Below are 21,251 nucleotides of genomic sequence, written 5' to 3'. Positions count from 1 at the left end.
AGGGAAATTATATATGCATAACAATGAAATGTGGGTTTAGTGATGATTAAAAATGAGTATGAATTCATGTTACCGCTCCAATTGCTAATGTCTACAATGAACAAGACAAGAACTTATCTAATGAACTGATCAAGAGAAAACTTGCTATTCCTTATCATGGAGGAAAGAAGTCTAAAGATTGGTGTAAATAATAAATACACTACTAATTAAAAACTTCGACCTCACGCTCATATAACCTCATTAATGTATTTAGTATTGATGAGGTTTATACAAAGTATTTAGAAACTTCGTGGCATCTTATATAGAGTTAAATATAAGAAGATAGGATTAATTTAAGCTTAAATATAGGCAAAATAAAGTATTATTTTCACCTTAGGGGTGAAGAAGGATAGTAATTGGAAGTAAACTTTAAAACAAAAAAATTAGAGAAACAATATATACAATCAAAAGAAGCAATCAAAGAATATGGACCCCAAGTAGGTAGAAAATATATACAAAGAATAACTATACTTAAAACAGCAAAGAGTTTTGAGGAATTGTATTCATTACCAGGATTGAAATTCCACCCTTTAAAAGGTAATAGAAAAGGGGAATTTGCAATCAGCCTAACTGGATTTTGGAGACTTATAATAACTAATGATGGAGAAGGTAATTTCGACATCGCAAAAATAGAGGAAGTGAGTGATCATTATGGAAACTAATATTTACCAATCAGATTTAGCAATACATCCGGGAGAGTACTTAGAAGAAGTTTTAGAAGATTTAAGTATGAGCCAATCTGATTTATCTCATAGAATTGACCGTCCTGCACAAATGGTTAATGAAATAATTAATGGTAAGAAAAGTATTACACCTACGACTGCATTACAGTTGGAAGATGTATTAGGTGTACCTGCTCATATATGGACTGGGTTAGAAAATGAATATCAAATGGTTTTAGCAAAAGAATTGGAACGAGAATTAGAACGGGAAGAAACAAAATTACTAGTTAAGTTTCCATATCTTGATTTATCTAAAATGGGTTTAGTTAAAGAAACAAGAAAGGCCATCGAAAAGGTTGAAGAATTAAAAAGATTTTTCAAAGTTTCTAAACTTTCTCACTTATGCAATGTAAAAGCATATGAACCTGCATTTAGAATTTCAAATCATAAAAGCATATCACATGAAGCAATAGCTGCTTGGATTAGAACTGGTGTACTTTTATCAGAAAAAATAGAAACAAAAGTGTTTAATAAAACTAAATTAAATGATTCACTAGTTGAGATAAAAAATTTTATGAATTTAGATAATATAAACGATGCAATTAGCAAGATAAAAAATACTTTAGCTGATTGTGGCGTTGCATTTGTAATGCAACCTCACTTTGCAAAGACAAAAGTTTATGGAGCTACTCTTTGGGCAAACAAAGAAAAAGCAGTTCTTATTATGACTATCAGAGGTGGATTCTCTGATTTATTTTGGTTTAACCTTTTTCATGAAATAGGACACATCTTATTACATAATAAAAGGGAAATATTTTTAGAGGATGGATATTCAGATGATTCTTTGGAAAAACAAGAGAATGAAGCGAACAACTTTGCAAAGAATACATTAATTGATAAAGATTCATATAAAGAATTTATAAAAAACAATTCTATTACAACATCCAGTGTGCAAAAATTCGCTAAAACAAATAATATTAAAGTTTCTATTATTGTGGGAAGATTAATGCATGAAGAAATTATTACATATAAGGATTATAAATATACCTCACTAAGAGATAGATATTCATGGACAAAATAATTTATTTCTAGAAAATAAGCCTTTATTAAAATATTAAAATTCTCAATTTATAAAATTAGAATTTTTATAGTTAGTTAATATAAATATATAGACTATAAAGATTCAATTTTTTTATTTCTTGGTTAGTAAAATTATTCATTAAAATAGCATTTACTTGTGATTCTAAGGAAAGTATATAAACTTAAAAAGCCTGACATAAACACTGTAAACATTGATTATATAGGGCTTTTAGATGGTATGCCTGGCAGGAGTCGAACCTGTAACCGCTGGGGCCGAAATACTGCTACCACAATATTTTCGTATTTTAATAGCAATAATGATTCACTAGAAACTTGGTTTAAATGTATTATTAAAGTCACTCTTAATACTATTTAATTCATTATTGCTTTTTATACTTGAACCAACATTACTATTATCCCCATTTGGAATTATTGAATCTGCTTTTATTGTTTGATTTTCATAATTGCTAGAAAACTCATTGTTATTTGTATCATAACCTCTATCAGTAAGTTCATTTTTTAAACTACTTTTAGAACTATCACTTAATGTATCTTCAGCTAAATCGTGATTATATATTCTTGCTAATGTTTCAGTACTTGCATTTTGCATAGCACTTGAATTTATATCATCATTAATCCATCCATGTTCTACTAAGTTATTATTACCTAATTTTGCATTTGAATAAGTACTATCATTTACTACTTTATTATTATCTGCATACTGTTTTAAATCAGCATTAACATGATCATCTTTTCCTGCAATGCTTTTATAAACATCTTTTGCACCTTCACCTAAAGTGTTCATACCATCAGCTGTATTAATCAAGATACTTTCATCAACTTTATTTGCATTGTTATCTCTATGTGAATCAATAAAGTTCCCTGCTTTATCTGTTTTATCGTTAACAGTACTTTGTATACTTCCATCATCTTTTAAATTGCCATTTACTTGGCTTGTTAAATTTCCATTACTTGCACTAGAACCTTGAATATTTGAATTCGTTCCATTGATTTCATTGCTTGTATTATTGATTGAACTTGGATTATATTGAACCTCATCTAATGAACCAACATCATTTTTTAAATCATTACTTCTATTATCAATACTATTAATAGTATCTACAGTATTCTCTAATTTAGGAGTACCTGCGTTATCAGATATAAAGTCACTCATATTATTTATACCTTGTATATCTTGACTCCAAGTTTTCATCTGATTTACCATAAAGTTTGATTTTTCTTCATTATTTGCATCATCCCAATTACTGTTATTATCAAAGTAATTATTAAAAGCACTATTTAAAAGATTTGCATTTTGTGATGAACCTAATGATTTAGTATCTTGAAATGTTTGTGAAGCACTCTCTTGTTCACTATATGCATCTTGCATTTTTCTACTTGTTGAATTGCTATCTGATTGACTTTCACCTTTAAATGCACTCAATGCATCTGAATAAGCTAATGAATTCTCTTTTGAAGATGAAACTTGATTTGATAATGACTTATTAAAGTTTTGGCTATATTCTTGACCATATGATGAATCTTTTGATAACTCAAATTTTGTTCCATCACTTGATGATAAACTAACTTGCCCTGCACTATTTAAAGAACCAGATAATCCAGATAATCCTGCAACTGCTGCACCAACTACACTTCTTGAACTATCAGCTTTTAAATTTAATGCATTTTTAGCATCAGAACTTTCCATAATTGAATCTACTAAAGCACTTTTAGAACTTGCACCAAATGCTTCTTTACTTGCACTACTTGTCATAGAACCAATAGTTTCAGAAGTAGATTCACTAAGTTTAAAAGCACTTCCATCACTTCTAGTAAGAGTATTATTTTCACCCACATTTGAAATACTACTAACTGCATTTTCATTACTTTTTACTAAACTACTTTGCATACTTTTTACATTAGATTCTGCCAAACTTAAACTTGTTGATGCACTATTTTGTAATGATGCACTTGCTTGATCATTACTTACGTTAATATTTCCATTACCATCTATAGCTGCACCTAAATTACCATTTAATCCACTTGATGCTTTAGTAACACCTGTACCTTTAATAGTTGATATAGTGTTACCATCATCATTTAGTTTTGTACTTTGACCACCTACTCCTGTAAGTTGTGAGTTACTAGATACTCCATATTGACTTAATGAACCATCAGAAGTAAGATAACTGTCATTTCCTGTTGTTGCACTTTGTACATCTGTTTTAGCTGCATGATGTGCTGCATTTTGTACAGGAGATAACATTCCATTCATAAAACTTACCATTCCCATTTCACTACCTTTAGCTATTGCAAAAGCTAAAATAGGTACAGACCACACTAGATTTGTAATAACGGCTAATTTACCACCTAGTATTTCATAAACTCCTATTTGAGTTGAAGCACTTATTCCATTACTATATAAAGACAATGCATCATCTACCATTAAATCAATTGCATAATTTAATACTTGAAATAATGGTGACCAAAGCATTAACCAAATATTTAACATTATAATAAATTTTATGTATTGTATATTCATTGTTGCAATTGCTAAAATTGCTACTATCCACGATAGAACAATTAGAAAAGACATACATACTGCTTTAAGAATTGGCAATGTACCTTGAGCTTGATAATTTGATAGTATAGATGCATTTGTCATTGATAATTCAGATATAGAAACTTGTTTTGCTAATAGTGAATCTGAAACTCCATTAAAGGTTGCAACTTTTTTTATTGAATCTAGTGTTGCATTTCTTGCAATTGAAGCTTCTAATTGTTTTTTTGCTGATATTGTTGCAGAGTTACTTCCTGTAATCATTACTGCTTCTGCAACTTTTGCTGAATAAGTAGCTGCTATTAATCCTCTAGCTTTTGAATATGCTTCAATATGATTAATAGATTCAACACCTATTCCTGCTTTAATATCAATCCATGCTTCTTTACATTCTTTAATTTCTCCTAGTGGATTTGTATCAGAATATATAAGTGTTAATAAACTTTTAGGTGATTCAAGTTTATTAATTATGTCTTCACCTTCACTTGATAAAATGTCATTTAAATTTTGGCTATTTGCAGAAAAATCTCCATCAACTTTACAGTTTAAAATATATTCATGAAATGTTTTCTTTAAATTTTCATCAACTATATCAGAACGCATAATTTCCATTTGAGTAGATATAGTAAAACCTAAACCTGCTTGTCTATATGATAATGAATTAGGTGTTGTTAAATATAATTCCATTTTACTCATAATTCCATCTTCTAAATTAGAGAACATTGTTAAAAACTCTCCAATCCCTTTAGGTATTTGTCTTACTTCTGTAGTTTGATTTGATATTTTATCAATAACTGCATATGCATGATTATCATCATCTGGTGCTGATATAAAAAGTGCTTGTATTGCAAGTATTAAAGTTCCATATTTTAGAATTTCAAACCCTGCAACTGCTCTTGCACTTTGGTTAAATAAAATTTTTATTGTTAATATTAATATAGCAATTGAAGTTGCTATTTTTATAAGTGTTTCATTGTTACTTGCAGCTAATCCAGAAATAGCATTTAAAACACTTACAATATATTCATGATATCCATTAGTATAAATTTCACCACTAACACCAGAAAACAATTGAGAATATAATACAAATATTAATATTATATATCTTTTCATTTCTTTCCTTTTTTAATTCTATCTTCAGGATTTTTATCTTTTTCAAGTATTGCATTCTCAAAAATAAACTTTGTATTATTTACAATTTTTGTAGAAGCACTAAAACCTTGGACAACTCTCTTATAAATCTTTTTATTTTTGTTATTAACATATAAAAGTATATTTTCGGGAAGTGTTTCTAATTTAATTTTCAATTGTCTTTTTAATGTTTCACTAACTTCATAGTAATCATAAATTAAATAATCTAAACCTGTTTGACTTTTTACTTTTTCGTAAAGTAGTTTAGTATCTTGTAGTAATCCTGTATCAGATTTATCTTCAATTATTACAATATAACCTGCTCTAGATTTTATTTTCTTGAAGAATTTTTTATCTTCTTTAACTTTCTTTTTCTTTAAATTGACTCTATCTCTAGAAGTCCATCCTATATCATTATAAAGAAGTTCATCTGGATTTTCTAAATTTGCTACACTCCAAGACTTAGCAAAGTTTTCTGATTTATCAACCCAAAATTTTTGTACTGCTGCATACTTTTTTACAAACTCTTTATTAGGTCTTCCTGTTGAAATATTTCTTGTAATATCAAGTAATCTTTTAATCTCTTCGGTACTCATTTCATCTAATTTATGAAATGGGATATTAGCCATAAAATTGTCTTCTCTCTTTTTTCTTAACTCTCTTTCTTTATCATCTTCAAAAGACATCTTCATCATTTCTTCAGTTTTACTATATTCACTTACTGTAATACTAATATCTTTTTTAATAATTTTATTATCTTTAACTTTTTCTTCTTCAATGATTTCATCCTTATAATAAAAATAACCTTCTTTATTTTCATTATAAAAATTATTATTGAATGCGTATAGTTCCAAATTTACATTTATTATAATCAATGATATAGAAAAAATTAATTTTTTCATTTTAAATATTTATTCCATTTCCCAATATTAGTTTTATCACTTGATGAAAACCCTAAAATAGTATCTACTACGACACTATTCTCATCAATAACTATTCCAAAAGGTACTCCAATTCCATTTATTTTATTTTTAAGTATCTCGCCCTGTATTTTTAATACTTCTTTGGGATTTTTTACTTTATACTTATTTTTATATACATCTATAGATTTAGCTTCATTAGAATAATATTTGTAAGTAGTGTTGTCAAATTCTGACAAATATTTATTTAGTTTCCTACAGTAAGGGCATGTAGGGGATTCAACAACAATTACTTTATACTTCTGGTTACCACCCTTTCCATACTTTACACCATTTTTTACTAATGTTTTATTCCATTCTTTATGAACTTCATCATTCTTTTTTAATTCTGCAATAACAGAATCTTCTTTGCTAACAGTAATTCCTTCACCTTTTAACTCTTTTTTCCATTTTTCTCTATCTGCATTTGTTAAACTTAATCCAGATGAATTCCAAATTTCACCAAATAAAATCATTTTTTTGTAAGGATTAACATATATTATTTGACCATTCTCAAAGTAAACATTATAAAATCCATCAATCATTGACTTCTTGTATTTCATAATTTTTGTGTTTGGAATAACTTCTTTAATCAATTCAAATTCATGATTTATATCTTTTTTAATCTCTGCATTTAAATTAACAACAATAGATAATAATACAATTAAACTGACTGTTTTTCTTTTTAACATTAGTAAACCTCTTCAACAAAAATTTTATTCACATAACCATTTCCGATATTAATCCAATATTTATTGTTACCTTTTTCAGAATATATTTTTGTAATTTCATATATTTCATCTTTTTTGGCAACTTTAATTATTTTACTTTTATTGTTTGGTTTTGATCTTACATTTAAAAAATGTGCAGTAATTCTCACAAAATTTTTAATATAATCCTGTTCAATTATGTTTGTATTATCTACAGATATTTTTGTATTATCCGATACTATGTTTTTTAATTTTAAAAGTGACTTTAGATGATTAATTTCCATTAATAATTTTTTTATTTCACTTGTATTCTTAATAACATTTTTACCAACTAACTCAAGCTCATTTGCTTGTAAAATATTTAATCCTAAAACAATACTTAATCCAAGAATTTTCTTTCTCACTTTGCTTCCTTATTTTTATTTTTGTTTTTTGCAAAATTACCAAACTTCTTACTCAGCAGACTTAATATTTTTTCAATACTTTTTAATTTGCTTTTGTCTAAATTTTCTTCAACATGTACTTGAATATCTAATTCTGCACCTTTTTCTTTAATGTTGATATTTAGCATACACTTCCTTTTTTCTAATCTCTACCTATACATTCTCATTAAATAAAGTTTTTACGTTGATATATTAAAAATTTTATTAGTTTTTTTCAAATTTTTTCAACGTGTTTTTTTTATTCTATGAGAACTACTATTTAAGGCAAAAGATAAAAAAGTATTACGCGCTACAAGTTATTAAACATATAGGTCAAATTACCAACGGTATTTTAAATCTAATTTAAGGGAAAAAATGGAAAAACAAAACAAACACAATACAACACGAATTAAGAATTTCATGAAAAGAGAATATCTAACTGCAATTATTAAGGGTGAAGATTTAGCAAAGGCAACACGTACAAATGTCTTAATTACTAAGTTCTTCAATAAACAATTTATACATATGCATATAGATAACAATTATAAAAAAAAGAAATTTTTCTTCAGTTACAGGAATAAGTATCTAAATGAATTTAAAAAAGAAAAAGATGCTTTAAGAAATAGAATGTACTTGTATGATAAGACGAAAACTATTCAATCTTTTAAAGATAAATTCACTACTGCAGAATGGGAAAAAATAAGTGGTGATGCACTAGTTAAATATCTAGCTTTAGATGGTAGAATTAATGCTACGAAAGATGGTTTAAATTTTATTAGAGAAATAATAAAAATAATACTTTCAAAATATAAAAATAGCATTTAATAAGCTAGTTAGGTTTGTTGTAAATAATACACTTTAAAAATTTATATTTATTATATTTGAATTAAATTTTACAAAAAAAAGTTGAATTACAATGATAATTTTAAGAATTATTTACATACAATAACTTTTTATTTTTCTGAGGGGAAAAGAATGTTAAACAAAAGTACAATTTTTTATAAAGCCTTTTCAATTGATGATTTATGCTTTTTAGTTTTTAAAGGAATCGATAATAAAGTCTGTGAGACGATGATGAATTCATCTGAAATAAAAAGTTCTAATCTTCAAATAGAAGATATAAAATTAGGTGATATAGAAATTAGAAATTATTTGAATGGAGTAGAGGTTTAAATATTACATTTTTTTAATTGTTAGATGTGGAGAGTAATATCAAAAAGTATTTATTAACTTTAATAAACTTAAAAGAAGAAAAAGAAGTCGAGGTAAGTTAAATTATTTGTAATTTGAGAGTTTAAAATAAAGCTTTCTTAATACAAATATAAAAGATATCCTTATTAAAGACAATACATTATTTATATTAATTACTAGTAATGTAAATAATTAAATAAGGAATAGTTATTAAAAAACAGATTCTTTATAAATCTAAAATTTTCAATAAATAATAAAAAGGAAAAAAATGAATAATAAATCTAATTCACTTCTTAATATATTTTTAGTAATTTTCTTATCAGTTTTAGTAAGTGGATGTTCAAAAAAAATCTATGAATATAGAATAGTCGAAACTGTAAAAAATAAACAAATAAGTGATGAAGAATTAAAAAAAATGAATGTTAGACAATTCTATAATTTTATAAAAGTTAAAGAAAATAGAAAAGGTATGAATGCATATATTCCTAGTAATTCTTACAACTTAGTTTTTAAGTTTTGTAAATTACAAAATAGTAAGTTAAAAAAATACACTCCTGTATTAGGATCAACTACAGTTCTTAATTTAGAAGGTAATTTAAAAGCAGCCAATAGAATTGTAGATTATGCAACATTACATGGATGCTATATAGAAAAGACAGATGAATATCTTGAATTAATTAGAATTAATAGTCATACTCAAAGATTTAAAGATAGATATAGAGATAATGTAATAAATATATCAAAGTATTCAAAAATTGATTATTTAGACAATATTAATTCTAGAAAAAAAGATGATGAAAAAAAAATAAAAGAGATAGAATTATCAAATATAAAAATTAATAAACTACGTGAAAGAACAGGCACACATTCATTTATCTTTAATACAAGTTTTATTAACAATAGTGATTATTCAAATACTTGTATTAAATCTTGTAAAAATTACAATATTGAGAATACTGGATATTCCTTATTACAAGAAAGTTTAGATGATAAATGGGAGTTTGTTTCAAAGATTGGAAATGTTAATACTAAAGTTAATAGATATTGTACATGTGAGGGAGTAAATATACTTATGAGAAGGTAGAATCTTTTAGATTCTACAAGTCTTCTTTATCAATAATGTAAACAACTCTTCCAATAAAATTAATTTTTCCTAAATTCTTACTATCTATAATTTTCTTATCATCTCTGTTATCAATCGCTGAAAGTTCCAAGTTTACTTTTGAAACATCTTCATCATCTATATTACACTTGAAATATCTTACAATTATAAAATCATTTTGAGTAAATGCATAAAAACCATCATTTTGGTATTCTGTTATAGAAGTATCAAAGACAATAAATTTATTATTTTGTTTAATAGCTCTTAGCTTATCTTTACTATTTTCTATTCCATCTAATAAAATATATTTATCAGTATTTTTATAATAAGGAACTATACCTTCTTTATCAATAGAGTTTTTTAAATCAAAAAAATCATCTAATGATAGTTTCTTTTTTATCATCAAGTTTATTAATTTTTCATACGGAAATTTTCCATTGTTTTTCATTTGTGAAAATTGTGATGCTGAAATATTTAATTCATCTGCTACATCTTTAGAAGAGCTTACATTTAATATATCTTTTAGTTTATTAGTCCATACATCTGTTTGTTTTTTATCAACGGTTATTTCGTCCATTATTTTTATGCCCTAGCTTTATTTAATTTATTAATTTGCTACTATTAATGTTCTATAGCCTAAGTGTTTCTGTCTTTTGCTACCTATTAATTTATCATGTGTCTTATTTAAGCGATTATACACTAATGAATATAAAATTCTAAATTTTAAAAATTTTTCAACGTGGTTTTTTTGTTTTATGAGAACTATTAAATAAGGGTTAACCTTAACATATAAAACACAAGGAGACACATTATGATGTCATGGATTAAAAGAAATAAAATGTTCACAGCTTTCTTAGCTGTTTTCGTATTATTAGCAGGTAGTTCTTTTGCAGCTGGTACAGGAGATGCTTTAGGATTAGCTACAACATGGGTAAAAGTTCAAGGTTGGTTTGCTGACCCTGCTGTAACAAGTATTGTAGGAATGTTAATTTTAATTTTTTCTATCTTCTTATTTTTCCAAAAAATGTATATTTCAGGAATTGTTTCATTAGTTCTATTAGTTATTGTAGTAAATATTACAACTGTCGCTGCTTCATTCTCTGGTGCAGGTATTTACTAAACAAAGTTAAATAATAAGAGATTACCTCTCTTATTATTTGGAAAAAGGTTAAATTATGAATGAAGAGTCAAAATATATTGATATAAATAAATACATTGATACTATGCCTATGGTCATGAATTGGGAAATGGATTCTTTTATTATAGCTGTAGGAAGTGCAGGTTTTGCGATTATATTTAGTGGTGTATTTGTTTATTTGAGTTTATTTTTTGGAATATCATTTCTAATAATTAATGAAAAAATAAAAGATACAAAATACAAAAGTTATTTAACTCATATTTTGTATATGTTGGGTTTGAAGAAACCAAAAACGAACAGATTGCCAAAATCTGAATTAAGAGTATTTGTAGGCTAAAAATGGATTTTAAAATATTTAACAATATGAAAGATAATATTCTTTCACAAAATGCTTTACTAAAATTTTCAATGATTCTCTTAACAGTAAGTAACATTTATTTAGTAAATCAAGTAATAACAAATAGTAATTCAAAAAAAACAGTATTTTTGCCACCACAAAATACTTATAAAGAATTTTGGGTTAGCGGTGATGTTGTATCAGAATCATATAAAGAGATGATTGGTAATTTTATTGCACATAACTTACTTAATGTATCAGTTAATAATGCCAATGTATTGGTGAGCAATATTATTCCTTTAGTACATAGTAGTACTTACAAAACAGTAAGAGTTGAATTGAAGAAGATGGTTAATTATATTATTAGTAATGATATATCTAGATCATTTCATATTAGTACAATTAATACTCATATGAAAAATAAAATTGTTGTTAATGGTTCAATTTCTGATTTTATTACAACAAAATTATTAAGAACTAAAGATGTTAATTTGGAAATTGATTATGAAGTTAAATATGGACAATTTTATATTATCAATCTAAAACTAAATGGTTTAACTGAATAAGGAAAATGAAACAGATGAAAAAGCTAAATATTATATTATCAGTACTTGTATCTCTAAGCTCATTAAGTGCAAAGAATATAGTAATTGATAATTTAAATTCGACTAAACACATTAATTTATCTAGAAGTGATACTAATAGATTAGTATTTCCTAGTCAAATTAAAAAACAAATATCTTCACAAGAAAAAGATTTATTAGTAACTGTTACAGGTAATGAAATGTTTGTTAAATTTGCTCCTTATAGAGAAGAAGAACAAGTTAAAGTTGGTGCTAAAACAGTTACAAAAGGTACTAGTAATATTGTATATAATAAAGCAATGGTTAATGAATTATTTGTAGTTACAGAAGATAAAACTTATTCTTTTATATTACATCCTAAAAAACAAGAATCTACTATTGTAACTATTACAGAATCATTTAAAAATAAAATAAAAGATATTAAATTAGATTTAAAAGGTGATACAAGTTTTGTAAAACATATTGCAAACGACCTTACTTTAAATATATTAAACAATAGTCCTTTAAGAGGATATGAAACTAAAGATATTAATAAAGAAGTTGGCTCTGTATATATTCCTGAAATTAGAGCAAATATGGATGTAACTTTATTTAGAACTTACAATGGTTATAAATATACTATTAATGAATACAATATAAAAAATTCAAATGATTTTATCCTTTCAATACCAGATACTAAGAAAATACTTTATTCAATAGTTAATAGAAAAGAATTGTTGGTTTCTTACACATTATATTATGGTAATAGAATTTATAAAATATTACCAAATGATGAAGCTAAGTTAATAGTAATTAAATACACTAACAAAGGCTAACAATGATAAATTCTAACCCTAATACTGCTAAGAAAAATCAAAAACTTGTAAAATTTGTTTTATTTGGTGCTGCATTTGTTGTTCTTATTGGAATCATTTTTTTATTAACGAATGACCCAAAAAGACAAGAGTATGTTCAACAACAAGAAGTTAAAACAAAACTTGAAGCATCTAAATTAGTTGATGAGAACGATACAGTTAAAACTAAATGGATTAATGATGTATCTGGTGATATTGATATTAGTAGAATGGATACTCAAAAGATTATAAAAGACAATGAAATTCTTAAAAAAGAAATTGAGGGTTTAAAAAGACTTTTTTTAAGCAACAATGGTAAAACTAAAAAAGAGAATAAAAAGCTTTTAAAAGATACTGAAAATACAGTAAGTAAAGATAGTAATAAAATGCCTAGTAGAGAATATTTTGGTATGCCAAAAACTAAAAGCAAAGATTTAGATTCTTCTGGTTTATTTAGTGATTTTCCAAAACCTTTTGTAGAAAAATCTACGTTTGTACCAACTAAAAAAGCAACTAAAACTTATGTAAAACTTAGTCAAGCATTAGTTGTAAAAGAAATTAAAGAAGATGAAGTTTTTGAAGAAGATGAGAAATCAAAAAAAAAAGAGATAATTGATTATTTACCGACAGGAACAATATCAAAAGTGACTTTATTAAATGGTTTTGATGCTCCTACAATGTCAAAAGCAAAAACTAACCCTATTCCATTATTAATGAAGATAAATGACCTTTCAATACTCCCTAATAAATTTGATTATGATTTAAAAGAATGTTTTGTAATGGGTGAAGGATATGGAGATTTAAGTAGTGAAAGAGTTTATATTAGAACAAATAATATTTCATGTGTTAGCAAAACAGGTAGAACTATTGATATGCCTTTTAAAGCAATGGTAACAGGTGAAGATGGTAAAGCAGGTCTTAGAGGAAGAGTTGTATCAAAGCAAGGTGCAATTTTAGCTAGAACAATCATTGCTAGTTTTGTATCTTCTGTGGGTACTGCATTTGGTAATCAAGGTCAAACTATTATTGATTCAATATCAGCAGCTACAGGTTCTACAACTCAAACAACAGCAAATAGTTCAAGTAGTTCAGATTCATTTAAAGCAGGTCTATATAAAGGTTTAGAAAGTGGTTCAAATAAACTTGCTGATTTCTATTTAAAATTAGCTGATCAAGTATTTCCAGTAATTGAAATTGATGCAAATAGAAATGCTGAACTTATATCAACTTCAAGAACTGCACTAAAATTTATTTCAGATGAAGAAAAGGCTACACAAGATGAAAACTAATATCAATTTACTTATTGCAAGTGCTGTAATATCAATTAATTTTACAGGATGTATATTGCCATATAAAGAAACATTTGTTTGTAACAAAGGTTTAAATACAGGGAACTGTCAATCTGTATCTAAAAATTATGAAGATACTTTTTTAGATAAAAATACAATTCCTTTTACTCATAAACAAAAGACAATTTTAGTTGAAGAACTTGATGAACAAGAAATTATTAGAAACTCTATTTTTGGAAATGATGAAATATTAGATTGGTATCAAATAAGTTCATTTAGTAGACCAAAATTAAAATATATTTTAGAAATATATGATTTTGATGAATCTACAAAAGAAAAATTAAAAGAGATTATAAAGGATACGGTAAAAAATAAAAATATGTCTTCTAATAATTTAAATTTTGATGCTCAAGAATTAATTAAATATATGAGATTGAAAAACGAAATTCTTCATGAAGAGAATTTAGAATTAAAAACTCAAAATAAGGAAATCAGATGAAAAACGTAAAACACCTAACATTAATCCTAATTGCATTATCTTTTAGTGCTTGTTCATTTAAAAGTCAACCTAAAACTATTATTGACACTACAAATATTGATAATAGTAGTTATAAAGAAAAAATGAATTATTTGAAGCAAAGATATTTAGAGACCAATCAAGCTAAAAAAGGTCATGAGCAGATGTTAAAAGAAGATGCTGACTACATGAAGAAAAATGTAGGTCATTCTCTAATTGAAAATAAAACTTCTGATTTTTCTTTACAAAGACCTATTTTTACAGAACCAATTTTTGCAAAAGTTGAAATTTTTCCTTATGAAACTAAAGATGATATCTGGCACGAACAACAAAGTGTTTGGATAAAAGTTAAGAATGGAGAAATTGCACTTAAATCTAATCCTATTAATAACAATACTGTTGTAGATCAATATAAATCAATTTTGGAAAAATAAGATGTCATTATTTGAGAAATATTTTCAAGCACATATAGGTCCCATTAATTCTATTCCAACTAATTCTTGGAAAAATTTATTTGAGAATAATAAGATATCAGATTTTATTCCATATACTTCATATGATGATTCTACTGAACTTTTTCATAATAATGATGATTCAGTTAGTTTTGCAATTGAACTTTTATCCCCCCATACACGTTCTGGAAATGATACAGCAGGTACAATGATTGAAATATTTGAAAAGATGCCTGAACATGCTTACTTATCAGTTATGTATTATGGCTCTAAAAATATAAAACATCTTTTAAGTAGTTATAGAAATTCGCATAAAGAAAGGGGTAAAGAGTCTGTTGATGGAAAGGAAGTAGATGATTCTATTGATATGATTTGTGATTTTATACTAAAGAAAACTGAAGAACCTTGCTCTACTCAAATGCAAACAAGCATAAAAGATATTAGAGTTGTTTTTAGTGTTGTATTTCCAATAAATAAAGACCCTCAAGAAATAAAAAAATTTAAATCTGATATGTTTAATATTTTAAATGCAAATAAAATGAACCCAAAAACACTAGATAAACACGATATATTAGAATTATCATTTGAGTTAATGAATCCACAAGTTCCAATTGATAATTATCCATTCTATGATGATAAAAAGTTCTTAAATCAACAAGTCGTTTCAAAAAATACAAAATTTGTTGTAGATGACGATTATATCAATATTAATGACACTAAATGTTGGGTTAATTCAACACTACAAAGTATAAGTGATAAAGCTCATATTTTTGAATTTGGTTTAAAACTAGGTGATTATTTATCTGATTCTTTAAACTCTAATCAATTTAATGATAGTTTTCTCATTAATGCAACAATAAAAAGAAAACCAAAAAAATCTGCTTCAAAAACTGTTAAAACACATTCTTTTATTAACACTCAAGATTGGGGTCCAATTTTTAGAAAGTTTGAAGCAAAGAAAAAAGAATCACTAGAGATAATAGATAGAATTCAAGAAAAGAAGGAAACTTTATTTGAATACGATTTAGATGTATTAGTTTCTGGAAAAGATTTCAAAGAAACTTTATTAAATCAACAGACAATTGAATCATATTGGAAAAAAACAAATGATGGTTTAACAAAATTAAAACTTGAAAAAACCAAAGGTATTCATCATCTAGCTTTTTTATCTGCATTACCTATGGCTATGAATAACGAATATTTTTATAATATAGGTGGTAAATTTAGAACATTGTTTTCTTCACAAGCTGCGCATTTATTTCCATTAGAAGCTGATTCAAAAGGTGATGGACATAATCTATTATTAACTACAAGGAGAGGTGTTTTAGCAGGTGTAGATTTATATAGTTCAAGTACAAACTTTAATGCATTTCTTGTTGCAACTTCTGGTGCAGGTAAATCGGTATTATTAAATATGCTAGCTTACAATTCTTATGCTAGAGGGGATAAAGTTTTCGTTTTAGATTATGATAATTCATTTACAGGACTTGTAGAAAATTTAGATGGTCAATATCTTGATTTAGACCCGACTTTTAATGCAATTTCATTTAATCCCTATACTGATATTAAAAATGAAGATGAGTTAAATGATGAGTTACCTTATTTGTCTTCATTTATATATTTACTAGGTTCTTCAAAATCTCTTAGACGTGCAGAAGAAGATGAAAAACTAATAACAAATACATTACAACAAGTGATAAAAGAACAATTCGCACAATTTGGAAATGAATTGGAAATAACAAATATTAGAGATGCAATATTTAAAGATTATGGTCAAGATGATAGAAGATTTAGTGACTTCTCAAGACAATTAGACATTTATTGTCAAGGTGGGATTTATGAAAAATGGTTTTCTGGAAGATGCCAATTCTCAATGGATAAAGATATGATGGCTGTAGAATTTAAAGGTGTTGAAAATCATCCAGAATTAAGAGATCCATTAGTTATGTTACTTCTGTATCATATTGGTAAAGTTATGTATTCAACAGATACAAATAAACCAAGAATTCAAATTATATTTGATGAAGCACATAGATTTTTAGGAAAAAATCCAAGAATGGATGATTTTATTGAACAGGCTTATAGACGAGCAAGAAAATTTAATGGTTCAATTATTTTAGCAACTCAAGGTTTTTCTGATATTTATGATAGTGATGGTGGTTTAAGTCGTGCAGGTAAAACAATTATTGATAATAGTGCATGGAAGTTTTTTATGAACCAACAAGAAACATCTACTAACCTTTTACTAAATTCTGGAATATTTTCGTTTAATGAAATAGATAAAAAGATCATTAGAAAGATTAGAACTCAAAAAAGAGAATATTCAGAAATTTTTTGTATAAATTCATCAAATGTAAAAATGTCACTTAGACTATTAATGCCTACATTCTTCTATTATCTTACAACAACAGATGGTGCAGATAAAAAACTTATTAATTCATATATGACTAATAACAATCTTACAAAAATAGAAGCTATTAAAAAAATTATTGAGGATCAAGAAAATGGATAAAGCTAGATTATTATCTAAAATTAAAAGCTCTTATAAAAATAGCAAAAAAAAGTTTATTATTTACTCAATAGTTTCTGTTCTAATAATTATAGTTTTATCAATAATTATTAGAACTGTTTTTAAAAGTAATTATGTCGTAGGGCTTAATTTTACACCTTCATTACATGAAAGAGTATTTATTATTGATAAGTTTACTAATCTTGATACATTAGTAAGAGAAGATTTAATTGGTTTTGTTTTTCAAGAAAAAGATTCTATTTATTTTGATAAAGGTGAAAATTTTATTAAATACGTTATTTGCATGCAAGGTGATGATTTAGTAGTTGATTCATCTCAAATAAAATGTAATAAAAAATACTATGGATCTGCACTAAAAATTGATGGAAAAGGTAATGTATTAAAACAGTTTAAATATAAAGGAAAAGTACCTAAAGATAAATATTTTGTATGGACTCCATATGTTAAAAGTTATGATAGTAGATATTGGGGTTTTGTTGATAAAAAAGATATTATTGGAAAAGCCATATGGAAGCTGTAAAAAAATTAACTCATGTAACTATTGGACTATTACTTAGTTCATCTTTATCATATGGAGGTTGGAAAAATTATGCAGATAGTCAAGTTGCGGTACAGACTACTAATGCCACTTCATTACAAACATCACTTACAAACTCTTATTCTGGTGGTGGAGCTAGAGTACAATGGAAGAATTTAGGTAATATTAGTCTTATTCATGCAGAAACACCAAAGTTTTCAGTTGGTTGTAATGGTGTAGAAATAGGTTTTGGTTCTATCTCATTTCTAGATTTTGATAACCTAGTACAAAAATTAAAATTAATTGCTTCTCAAGCTCCTGCTTTTGCTTTTAAAATGGCAATAGATACTGCATGTTCACAATGTTCAACTATTATGCAAGATATAGAAGAAGTTGTTGAAGCAATAAACAATTTTTCTCTAGACGCTTGTGGTATATCTGAAAATATAGGTAATTCTATAGGTGAATCTTTAGCTAATTCTAACAATTCAAGATATTCTGATTCTTATGCCGCACAGAAAGCAAGAAATACTAATAAAAAAGATTTTAACATTAATAGTGTTACAGACATGATTAATAGTTGGAGTGATACAGTTAATGGAAAAAGTTTAAAATTAGAAAAAGTTAAAGCTTATGGATCTTTTCTAAATAATCTTCGACTTAAAAAAATTCCAACACTGAATGGTTATGACCCTAAAGACTACGTACAACTTACAAGAAGTTTAGTAGGTGATGTAGTAGGATATATGGATCAAGATAATGATATGCAAGATACCTATGTAGCTATCACTCCTATTCATAATATAAATGATTTAGTCGAACTTCTAATTGGAGAAAAGAATGGTGTATTCAAAAAAACTACTGTTGATTTAGTTGGAAACACTAATGATTGGAGTGAAGTAAAATTAGAAAATATGCCTAAAGGTTTTGAAGTTACTTTTGATGCTTCAGACATAATATTTTCTACAGGTACAGAAAATTGGACATATAAAATTGAAGAGAGTATAAAAATTGTATTAGATAAGTTAAAAGAAGATAAATCATTAGATAGTGATGACCTTCTATACCTTCAAGCTTTACCTTACAATGGAATAAGAATATTAAATCACTTTGCAATGAGAGGTGAGTCACCATCTTTGTCAGTTGAAGACTATGCTAAGTATATTGCACTTGAGAATGTTAAATTTCAAATGACTTTAATATTAGATTTTGCTTTTGAATCTTTGAATCAATATATTAATGAATTACAAAAGATAAGTACTTCAAATCCAAAAATAAAAGATAAATATAATAAGGTATTAGACAATGTTAAAGAGCAAAATCTTTTATTAAAAAAAAATAAATATTTATTAAGTATTCCAACATATAAAACAAGAATAGATAACTTATTAAATAGAGATATCCCTCAAAATAGAAGACAAACTCTACGATAAAGGATTGTAAATGAATATAAAATTTATTTTTTTGGTTTTCTATTTTTTTGTTTCACTTAAAGCTGAGGTCAATACATCCTCTAGTATAAAGGACAGTAGAGATTTAGCAGTTTCTTTAAGTGCTACTGCAAAAGATGCATATGTAAATAACTTTGACAAGAATATAGCTCAACCTATAACATCCGAATCATCTATAGAAACTTTAGATGGTTCAAAATCTGGTGTAATTAATATGACTTGTACAGAGGCAGGGGATAACATACTTCTATCTAGAATCTCTATTAATGGAACTAATAATATAACTCTTAATGTAGAACTTGATATTGATTTAGATGGTAATTTTGAAGATAGTTTATCTTTTGATAATATAGGTGGTATACATACAAAAGGTGTCTTTACCTGTACAGGTGATAATTTATTTTTATGTAAATATTATGATTGGAATTATTCTTTAAGTTCTAAATTAACACTTGACGAAATTGAAAGTAAAGATGCTGTTTCTCCATACTGTATTAATGATATTTGTGGTTCAGTATATTCTACTGATTCATCTCAAATTTTAAATGATGTAGGTGGCGCTATTGTTGCATTAGTTCAAACAACTACAAATTTAATGGTTACACGAATAGAACCTAGTTCATCATATGTTAATATCTATGCACAAAAATATGATAATTGTTCAAGTGCTAGTACTCTTTATAACTCATCTAATGGTTCTATTCCAAGTAATGCAACATTGATTAGTCAAGCTAGTTTAATACCTTCTACGAATGAATCAAAATTACTTTTATCTTCAGTAGCAGTAAATGAATCAAAAAATATTATTGCAGCTGAAGAACTTGATGATATAAAACTTGTTACTAGTATTGCTAAATCAAGTGTGAGTATAGATTCAAATAATCCAAGAGATATTTCCTATACTTCTGTTTACAAAGATGAGAATGGGAACTTAATCACTAAGAATGATACTACATCAGTTAATTTTAAACATATTGATCCTGAATATTGCATGGTAGAGTGGTATGAAACTTATACAAGTGTTACTACTGATAATAATGTAAGAGGTGTAAGTGCTTCTGGTCTTACCCAAACAAAAAAAAGTGAATCAAGACTTTGTACAGGTGAGTACAACAATATATGTCCTGTACTTAATAGTGAAACAATAAAATATGATTGTGGGAATCTTGATAAATCAATTAATCAAGGTATTGCAGCACTTAATACAATGGAAAAAGTTGTTAAAGATATGATTTGTAATATTACGAATTAATTTCTTTAATAATTTATTTTGTCTATAAAATTTAATTATATTTAGTATTTGACATTATATATTATTACAATATGACATATTTTTAATATTTTTAATATTTCTAGGTTAATATTCAAAATGAAAACATCCATTTCTAAATTAAAAGATATCTCAACACTATTAAGCCAACACCAGACGTATTACACTTTTACAAAAATGGAAGAGAATTCATCTGATAAATATAAGAGAGGTCGTATAAGTGCAGCTAAATGGCTTAATGAGTTGGTTTATTATTACTTTGAAAAAGAAAAGTCTTTTATGAATGAATTTAAAGAAAATCTACAAAATCAAAAACAATCTTTGAGTCAACTTGAAGAAGGAGTGATACTGATACCCTAAATAGGACACAAAATTTAGAACAGTCTCTTCTTCAACCTCTTATATTTGGAGCAGTTTTTACTACTTTTGAACTTGTTCCAAAAAGACTTGAACTTTGGAGCATGTTCAATAAGTACA

General features: G+C 26.2%; 23 protein-coding genes. 17 read left to right on the top strand and 6 right to left on the bottom strand.

Features of this window, described 5'->3' with window-relative positions; all coding sequences use genetic code 11:
- Window positions 1–395: 395 nt before the first annotated feature.
- Both GBG18_RS10675 and GBG18_RS10670 read left to right on the top strand, forming a co-directional pair.
- Window positions 396–701 carry a type II toxin-antitoxin system RelE/ParE family toxin gene (locus GBG18_RS10675; protein ID WP_152190957.1) on the top strand — a complete coding sequence of 102 codons (306 nt, stop codon included), beginning with the start codon at window positions 396–398 and terminating at the stop codon, window positions 699–701.
- Window positions 691–1,782 carry a HigA family addiction module antitoxin gene (locus GBG18_RS10670; RefSeq protein WP_152190955.1) on the top strand — a complete coding sequence of 364 codons (1,092 nt, stop codon included), beginning with the start codon at window positions 691–693 and terminating at the stop codon, window positions 1,780–1,782. Before GBG18_RS10675 ends, GBG18_RS10670 begins: the two co-directional genes overlap by 11 nt.
- 324 nt (window positions 1,783–2,106) lie before the next feature.
- Here the strand turns inward: GBG18_RS10670 and GBG18_RS10665 are convergent, their stop codons facing one another.
- Genes GBG18_RS10665 through GBG18_RS15345 form a run of 5 tightly spaced genes read right to left on the bottom strand, consistent with a single transcriptional unit; the run spans window position 2,107 to window position 7,712 of the window.
- Window positions 2,107–5,454, bottom strand: coding sequence for a conjugal transfer protein TraG N-terminal domain-containing protein (locus GBG18_RS10665; RefSeq protein WP_152190953.1), 3,348 nt, complete (start codon window positions 5,452–5,454; stop codon window positions 2,107–2,109).
- Entirely contained in the window at window positions 5,451–6,374 is a 924-nt protein-coding gene (gene traF / locus GBG18_RS10660; protein ID WP_152190951.1) for a conjugal transfer protein TraF, read from the bottom strand. The genes GBG18_RS10665 and traF overlap by 4 nt, the downstream gene beginning before the upstream one ends.
- Window positions 6,371–7,123: a disulfide isomerase DsbC N-terminal domain-containing protein gene (locus tag GBG18_RS10655; RefSeq protein WP_152190949.1), complete on the bottom strand. Its 753-nt coding sequence runs from the start codon at window positions 7,121–7,123 to the stop codon at window positions 6,371–6,373. Before GBG18_RS10655 ends, traF begins: the two co-directional genes overlap by 4 nt.
- Window positions 7,123–7,545 (bottom strand): SH3 domain-containing protein, encoded by a 423-nt coding sequence (locus GBG18_RS10650; RefSeq protein ID WP_152190948.1) that lies wholly within the window; start codon window positions 7,543–7,545, stop codon window positions 7,123–7,125. The genes GBG18_RS10655 and GBG18_RS10650 overlap by 1 nt, the downstream gene beginning before the upstream one ends.
- Window positions 7,542–7,712: a hypothetical protein gene (locus GBG18_RS15345; RefSeq protein ID WP_193311122.1), complete on the bottom strand. Its 171-nt coding sequence runs from the start codon at window positions 7,710–7,712 to the stop codon at window positions 7,542–7,544. The genes GBG18_RS10650 and GBG18_RS15345 overlap by 4 nt, the downstream gene beginning before the upstream one ends.
- Before the next feature lie 226 nt (window positions 7,713–7,938).
- Between GBG18_RS15345 and GBG18_RS10645 the strand changes: the two genes are divergently transcribed.
- From GBG18_RS10645 to GBG18_RS10635, 3 genes are all read left to right on the top strand, one after another.
- A complete protein-coding gene (locus tag GBG18_RS10645; RefSeq protein WP_152190946.1) occupies window positions 7,939–8,388 on the top strand; it encodes a hypothetical protein in 450 nt (149 codons plus the stop codon).
- A 150-nt stretch (window positions 8,389–8,538) separates the two neighbouring features.
- Window positions 8,539–8,736, top strand: a complete 198-nt coding sequence (locus GBG18_RS10640; RefSeq protein WP_152190944.1) for a hypothetical protein — start codon at window positions 8,539–8,541, stop codon at window positions 8,734–8,736.
- Between the two features lie 286 nt (window positions 8,737–9,022).
- Window positions 9,023–9,838 (top strand): hypothetical protein, encoded by an 816-nt coding sequence (locus GBG18_RS10635; RefSeq protein WP_152190943.1) that lies wholly within the window; start codon window positions 9,023–9,025, stop codon window positions 9,836–9,838.
- A gap of 13 nt (window positions 9,839–9,851) precedes the next feature.
- Here the strand turns inward: GBG18_RS10635 and GBG18_RS10630 are convergent, their stop codons facing one another.
- Window positions 9,852–10,433: a helix-turn-helix domain-containing protein gene (locus GBG18_RS10630; RefSeq protein WP_152190941.1), complete on the bottom strand. Its 582-nt coding sequence runs from the start codon at window positions 10,431–10,433 to the stop codon at window positions 9,852–9,854.
- Between the two features lie 234 nt (window positions 10,434–10,667).
- On the opposite strand from GBG18_RS10630, the gene GBG18_RS10625 reads away from it, so the two are divergent.
- The 12 genes from GBG18_RS10625 (at window position 10,668) to GBG18_RS10570 (ending at window position 21,134) form a co-directional block, all read left to right on the top strand.
- Window positions 10,668–10,976: a hypothetical protein gene (locus tag GBG18_RS10625; RefSeq protein WP_152190939.1), complete on the top strand. Its 309-nt coding sequence runs from the start codon at window positions 10,668–10,670 to the stop codon at window positions 10,974–10,976.
- Between the two features lie 55 nt (window positions 10,977–11,031).
- On the top strand, window positions 11,032–11,331 hold the full coding sequence (gene traL / locus GBG18_RS10620) for a type IV conjugative transfer system protein TraL (RefSeq protein ID WP_152190937.1): 300 nt from the start codon (window positions 11,032–11,034) through the stop codon (window positions 11,329–11,331).
- Window positions 11,332–11,333: 2 nt separating this feature from the next.
- Complete coding sequence (locus GBG18_RS10615; RefSeq protein ID WP_152190935.1) at window positions 11,334–11,897, top strand: TraE/TraK family type IV conjugative transfer system protein; 564 nt, start codon at window positions 11,334–11,336, stop codon at window positions 11,895–11,897.
- A gap of 14 nt (window positions 11,898–11,911) precedes the next feature.
- The gene (locus GBG18_RS10610; RefSeq protein WP_193311121.1) at window positions 11,912–12,730 is read left to right on the top strand and encodes a TraK domain-containing protein; all 819 of its coding nucleotides are present in this window, start codon (window positions 11,912–11,914) and stop codon (window positions 12,728–12,730) included.
- Between the two features lie 2 nt (window positions 12,731–12,732).
- Window positions 12,733–14,037, top strand: a complete 1,305-nt coding sequence (locus GBG18_RS10605) for a TraB/VirB10 family protein (protein ID WP_152190932.1) — start codon at window positions 12,733–12,735, stop codon at window positions 14,035–14,037.
- Window positions 14,027–14,536, top strand: a complete 510-nt coding sequence (locus tag GBG18_RS10600) for a hypothetical protein (protein ID WP_152190930.1) — start codon at window positions 14,027–14,029, stop codon at window positions 14,534–14,536. The genes GBG18_RS10605 and GBG18_RS10600 overlap by 11 nt, the downstream gene beginning before the upstream one ends.
- Window positions 14,533–14,988, top strand: a complete 456-nt coding sequence (locus GBG18_RS10595; protein WP_152190928.1) for a TraV family lipoprotein — start codon at window positions 14,533–14,535, stop codon at window positions 14,986–14,988. Before GBG18_RS10600 ends, GBG18_RS10595 begins: the two co-directional genes overlap by 4 nt.
- 1 nt (window position 14,989) lies before the next feature.
- Entirely contained in the window at window positions 14,990–17,518 is a 2,529-nt protein-coding gene (locus tag GBG18_RS10590; protein WP_152190926.1) for a TraC family protein, read from the top strand.
- Window positions 17,511–18,056 (top strand): signal peptidase I, encoded by a 546-nt coding sequence (lepB, locus tag GBG18_RS10585; RefSeq protein WP_152190924.1) that lies wholly within the window; start codon window positions 17,511–17,513, stop codon window positions 18,054–18,056. The genes GBG18_RS10590 and lepB overlap by 8 nt, the downstream gene beginning before the upstream one ends.
- A complete protein-coding gene (locus GBG18_RS10580; protein WP_152190922.1) occupies window positions 18,044–19,486 on the top strand; it encodes a conjugal transfer protein TraH in 1,443 nt (480 codons plus the stop codon). The genes lepB and GBG18_RS10580 overlap by 13 nt, the downstream gene beginning before the upstream one ends.
- Before the next feature lie 10 nt (window positions 19,487–19,496).
- On the top strand, window positions 19,497–20,756 hold the full coding sequence (locus GBG18_RS10575; protein ID WP_152190920.1) for a hypothetical protein: 1,260 nt from the start codon (window positions 19,497–19,499) through the stop codon (window positions 20,754–20,756).
- Between the two features lie 117 nt (window positions 20,757–20,873).
- Window positions 20,874–21,134 carry a hypothetical protein gene (locus tag GBG18_RS10570; protein WP_152190919.1) on the top strand — a complete coding sequence of 87 codons (261 nt, stop codon included), beginning with the start codon at window positions 20,874–20,876 and terminating at the stop codon, window positions 21,132–21,134.
- Window positions 21,135–21,251 lie beyond the last annotated feature (117 nt).

The organism is Poseidonibacter ostreae (assembly GCF_009208075.1).
GTDB lineage: Bacteria > Campylobacterota > Campylobacteria > Campylobacterales > Arcobacteraceae > Poseidonibacter > Poseidonibacter ostreae.
Note: the sequence above shows the minus strand (reverse complement) of the source record. Positions and strands in the feature narration are given on the sequence as shown.

Bases quoted from the DNA above. Each gene is read 5' to 3' on its own strand.
- GBG18_RS10625 (WP_152190939.1), top strand. From the start codon at position 10,668: ATGATGTCATGGATTAAAAGAAATAAAATGTTCACAGCTTTCTTAGCT.
- GBG18_RS10590 (WP_152190926.1), top strand. From the start codon at position 14,990: ATGTCATTATTTGAGAAATATTTTCAAGCACATATAGGTCCCATTAAT.
- GBG18_RS10615 (WP_152190935.1), top strand. From the start codon at position 11,334: ATGGATTTTAAAATATTTAACAATATGAAAGATAATATTCTTTCACAA.
- GBG18_RS10670 (WP_152190955.1), top strand. From the start codon at position 691: ATGGAAACTAATATTTACCAATCAGATTTAGCAATACATCCGGGAGAG.
- GBG18_RS10605 (WP_152190932.1), top strand. From the start codon at position 12,733: ATGATAAATTCTAACCCTAATACTGCTAAGAAAAATCAAAAACTTGTA.
- GBG18_RS10630 (WP_152190941.1), bottom strand. From the start codon at position 10,433: ATGGACGAAATAACCGTTGATAAAAAACAAACAGATGTATGGACTAAT.
- GBG18_RS15345 (WP_193311122.1), bottom strand. From the start codon at position 7,712: ATGCTAAATATCAACATTAAAGAAAAAGGTGCAGAATTAGATATTCAA.
- GBG18_RS10570 (WP_152190919.1), top strand. From the start codon at position 20,874: ATGAAAACATCCATTTCTAAATTAAAAGATATCTCAACACTATTAAGC.
- GBG18_RS10640 (WP_152190944.1), top strand. From the start codon at position 8,539: ATGTTAAACAAAAGTACAATTTTTTATAAAGCCTTTTCAATTGATGAT.
- GBG18_RS10600 (WP_152190930.1), top strand. From the start codon at position 14,027: ATGAAAACTAATATCAATTTACTTATTGCAAGTGCTGTAATATCAATT.
- GBG18_RS10665 (WP_152190953.1), bottom strand. From the start codon at position 5,454: ATGAAAAGATATATAATATTAATATTTGTATTATATTCTCAATTGTTT.
- GBG18_RS10635 (WP_152190943.1), top strand. From the start codon at position 9,023: ATGAATAATAAATCTAATTCACTTCTTAATATATTTTTAGTAATTTTC.
- traL (WP_152190937.1), top strand. From the start codon at position 11,032: ATGAATGAAGAGTCAAAATATATTGATATAAATAAATACATTGATACT.
- GBG18_RS10595 (WP_152190928.1), top strand. From the start codon at position 14,533: ATGAAAAACGTAAAACACCTAACATTAATCCTAATTGCATTATCTTTT.
- traF (WP_152190951.1), bottom strand. From the start codon at position 6,374: ATGAAAAAATTAATTTTTTCTATATCATTGATTATAATAAATGTAAAT.
- GBG18_RS10575 (WP_152190920.1), top strand. From the start codon at position 19,497: ATGAATATAAAATTTATTTTTTTGGTTTTCTATTTTTTTGTTTCACTT.
- lepB (WP_152190924.1), top strand. From the start codon at position 17,511: ATGGATAAAGCTAGATTATTATCTAAAATTAAAAGCTCTTATAAAAAT.
- GBG18_RS10580 (WP_152190922.1), top strand. From the start codon at position 18,044: ATGGAAGCTGTAAAAAAATTAACTCATGTAACTATTGGACTATTACTT.
- GBG18_RS10645 (WP_152190946.1), top strand. From the start codon at position 7,939: ATGGAAAAACAAAACAAACACAATACAACACGAATTAAGAATTTCATG.
- GBG18_RS10655 (WP_152190949.1), bottom strand. From the start codon at position 7,123: ATGTTAAAAAGAAAAACAGTCAGTTTAATTGTATTATTATCTATTGTT.
- GBG18_RS10610 (WP_193311121.1), top strand. From the start codon at position 11,912: ATGAAAAAGCTAAATATTATATTATCAGTACTTGTATCTCTAAGCTCA.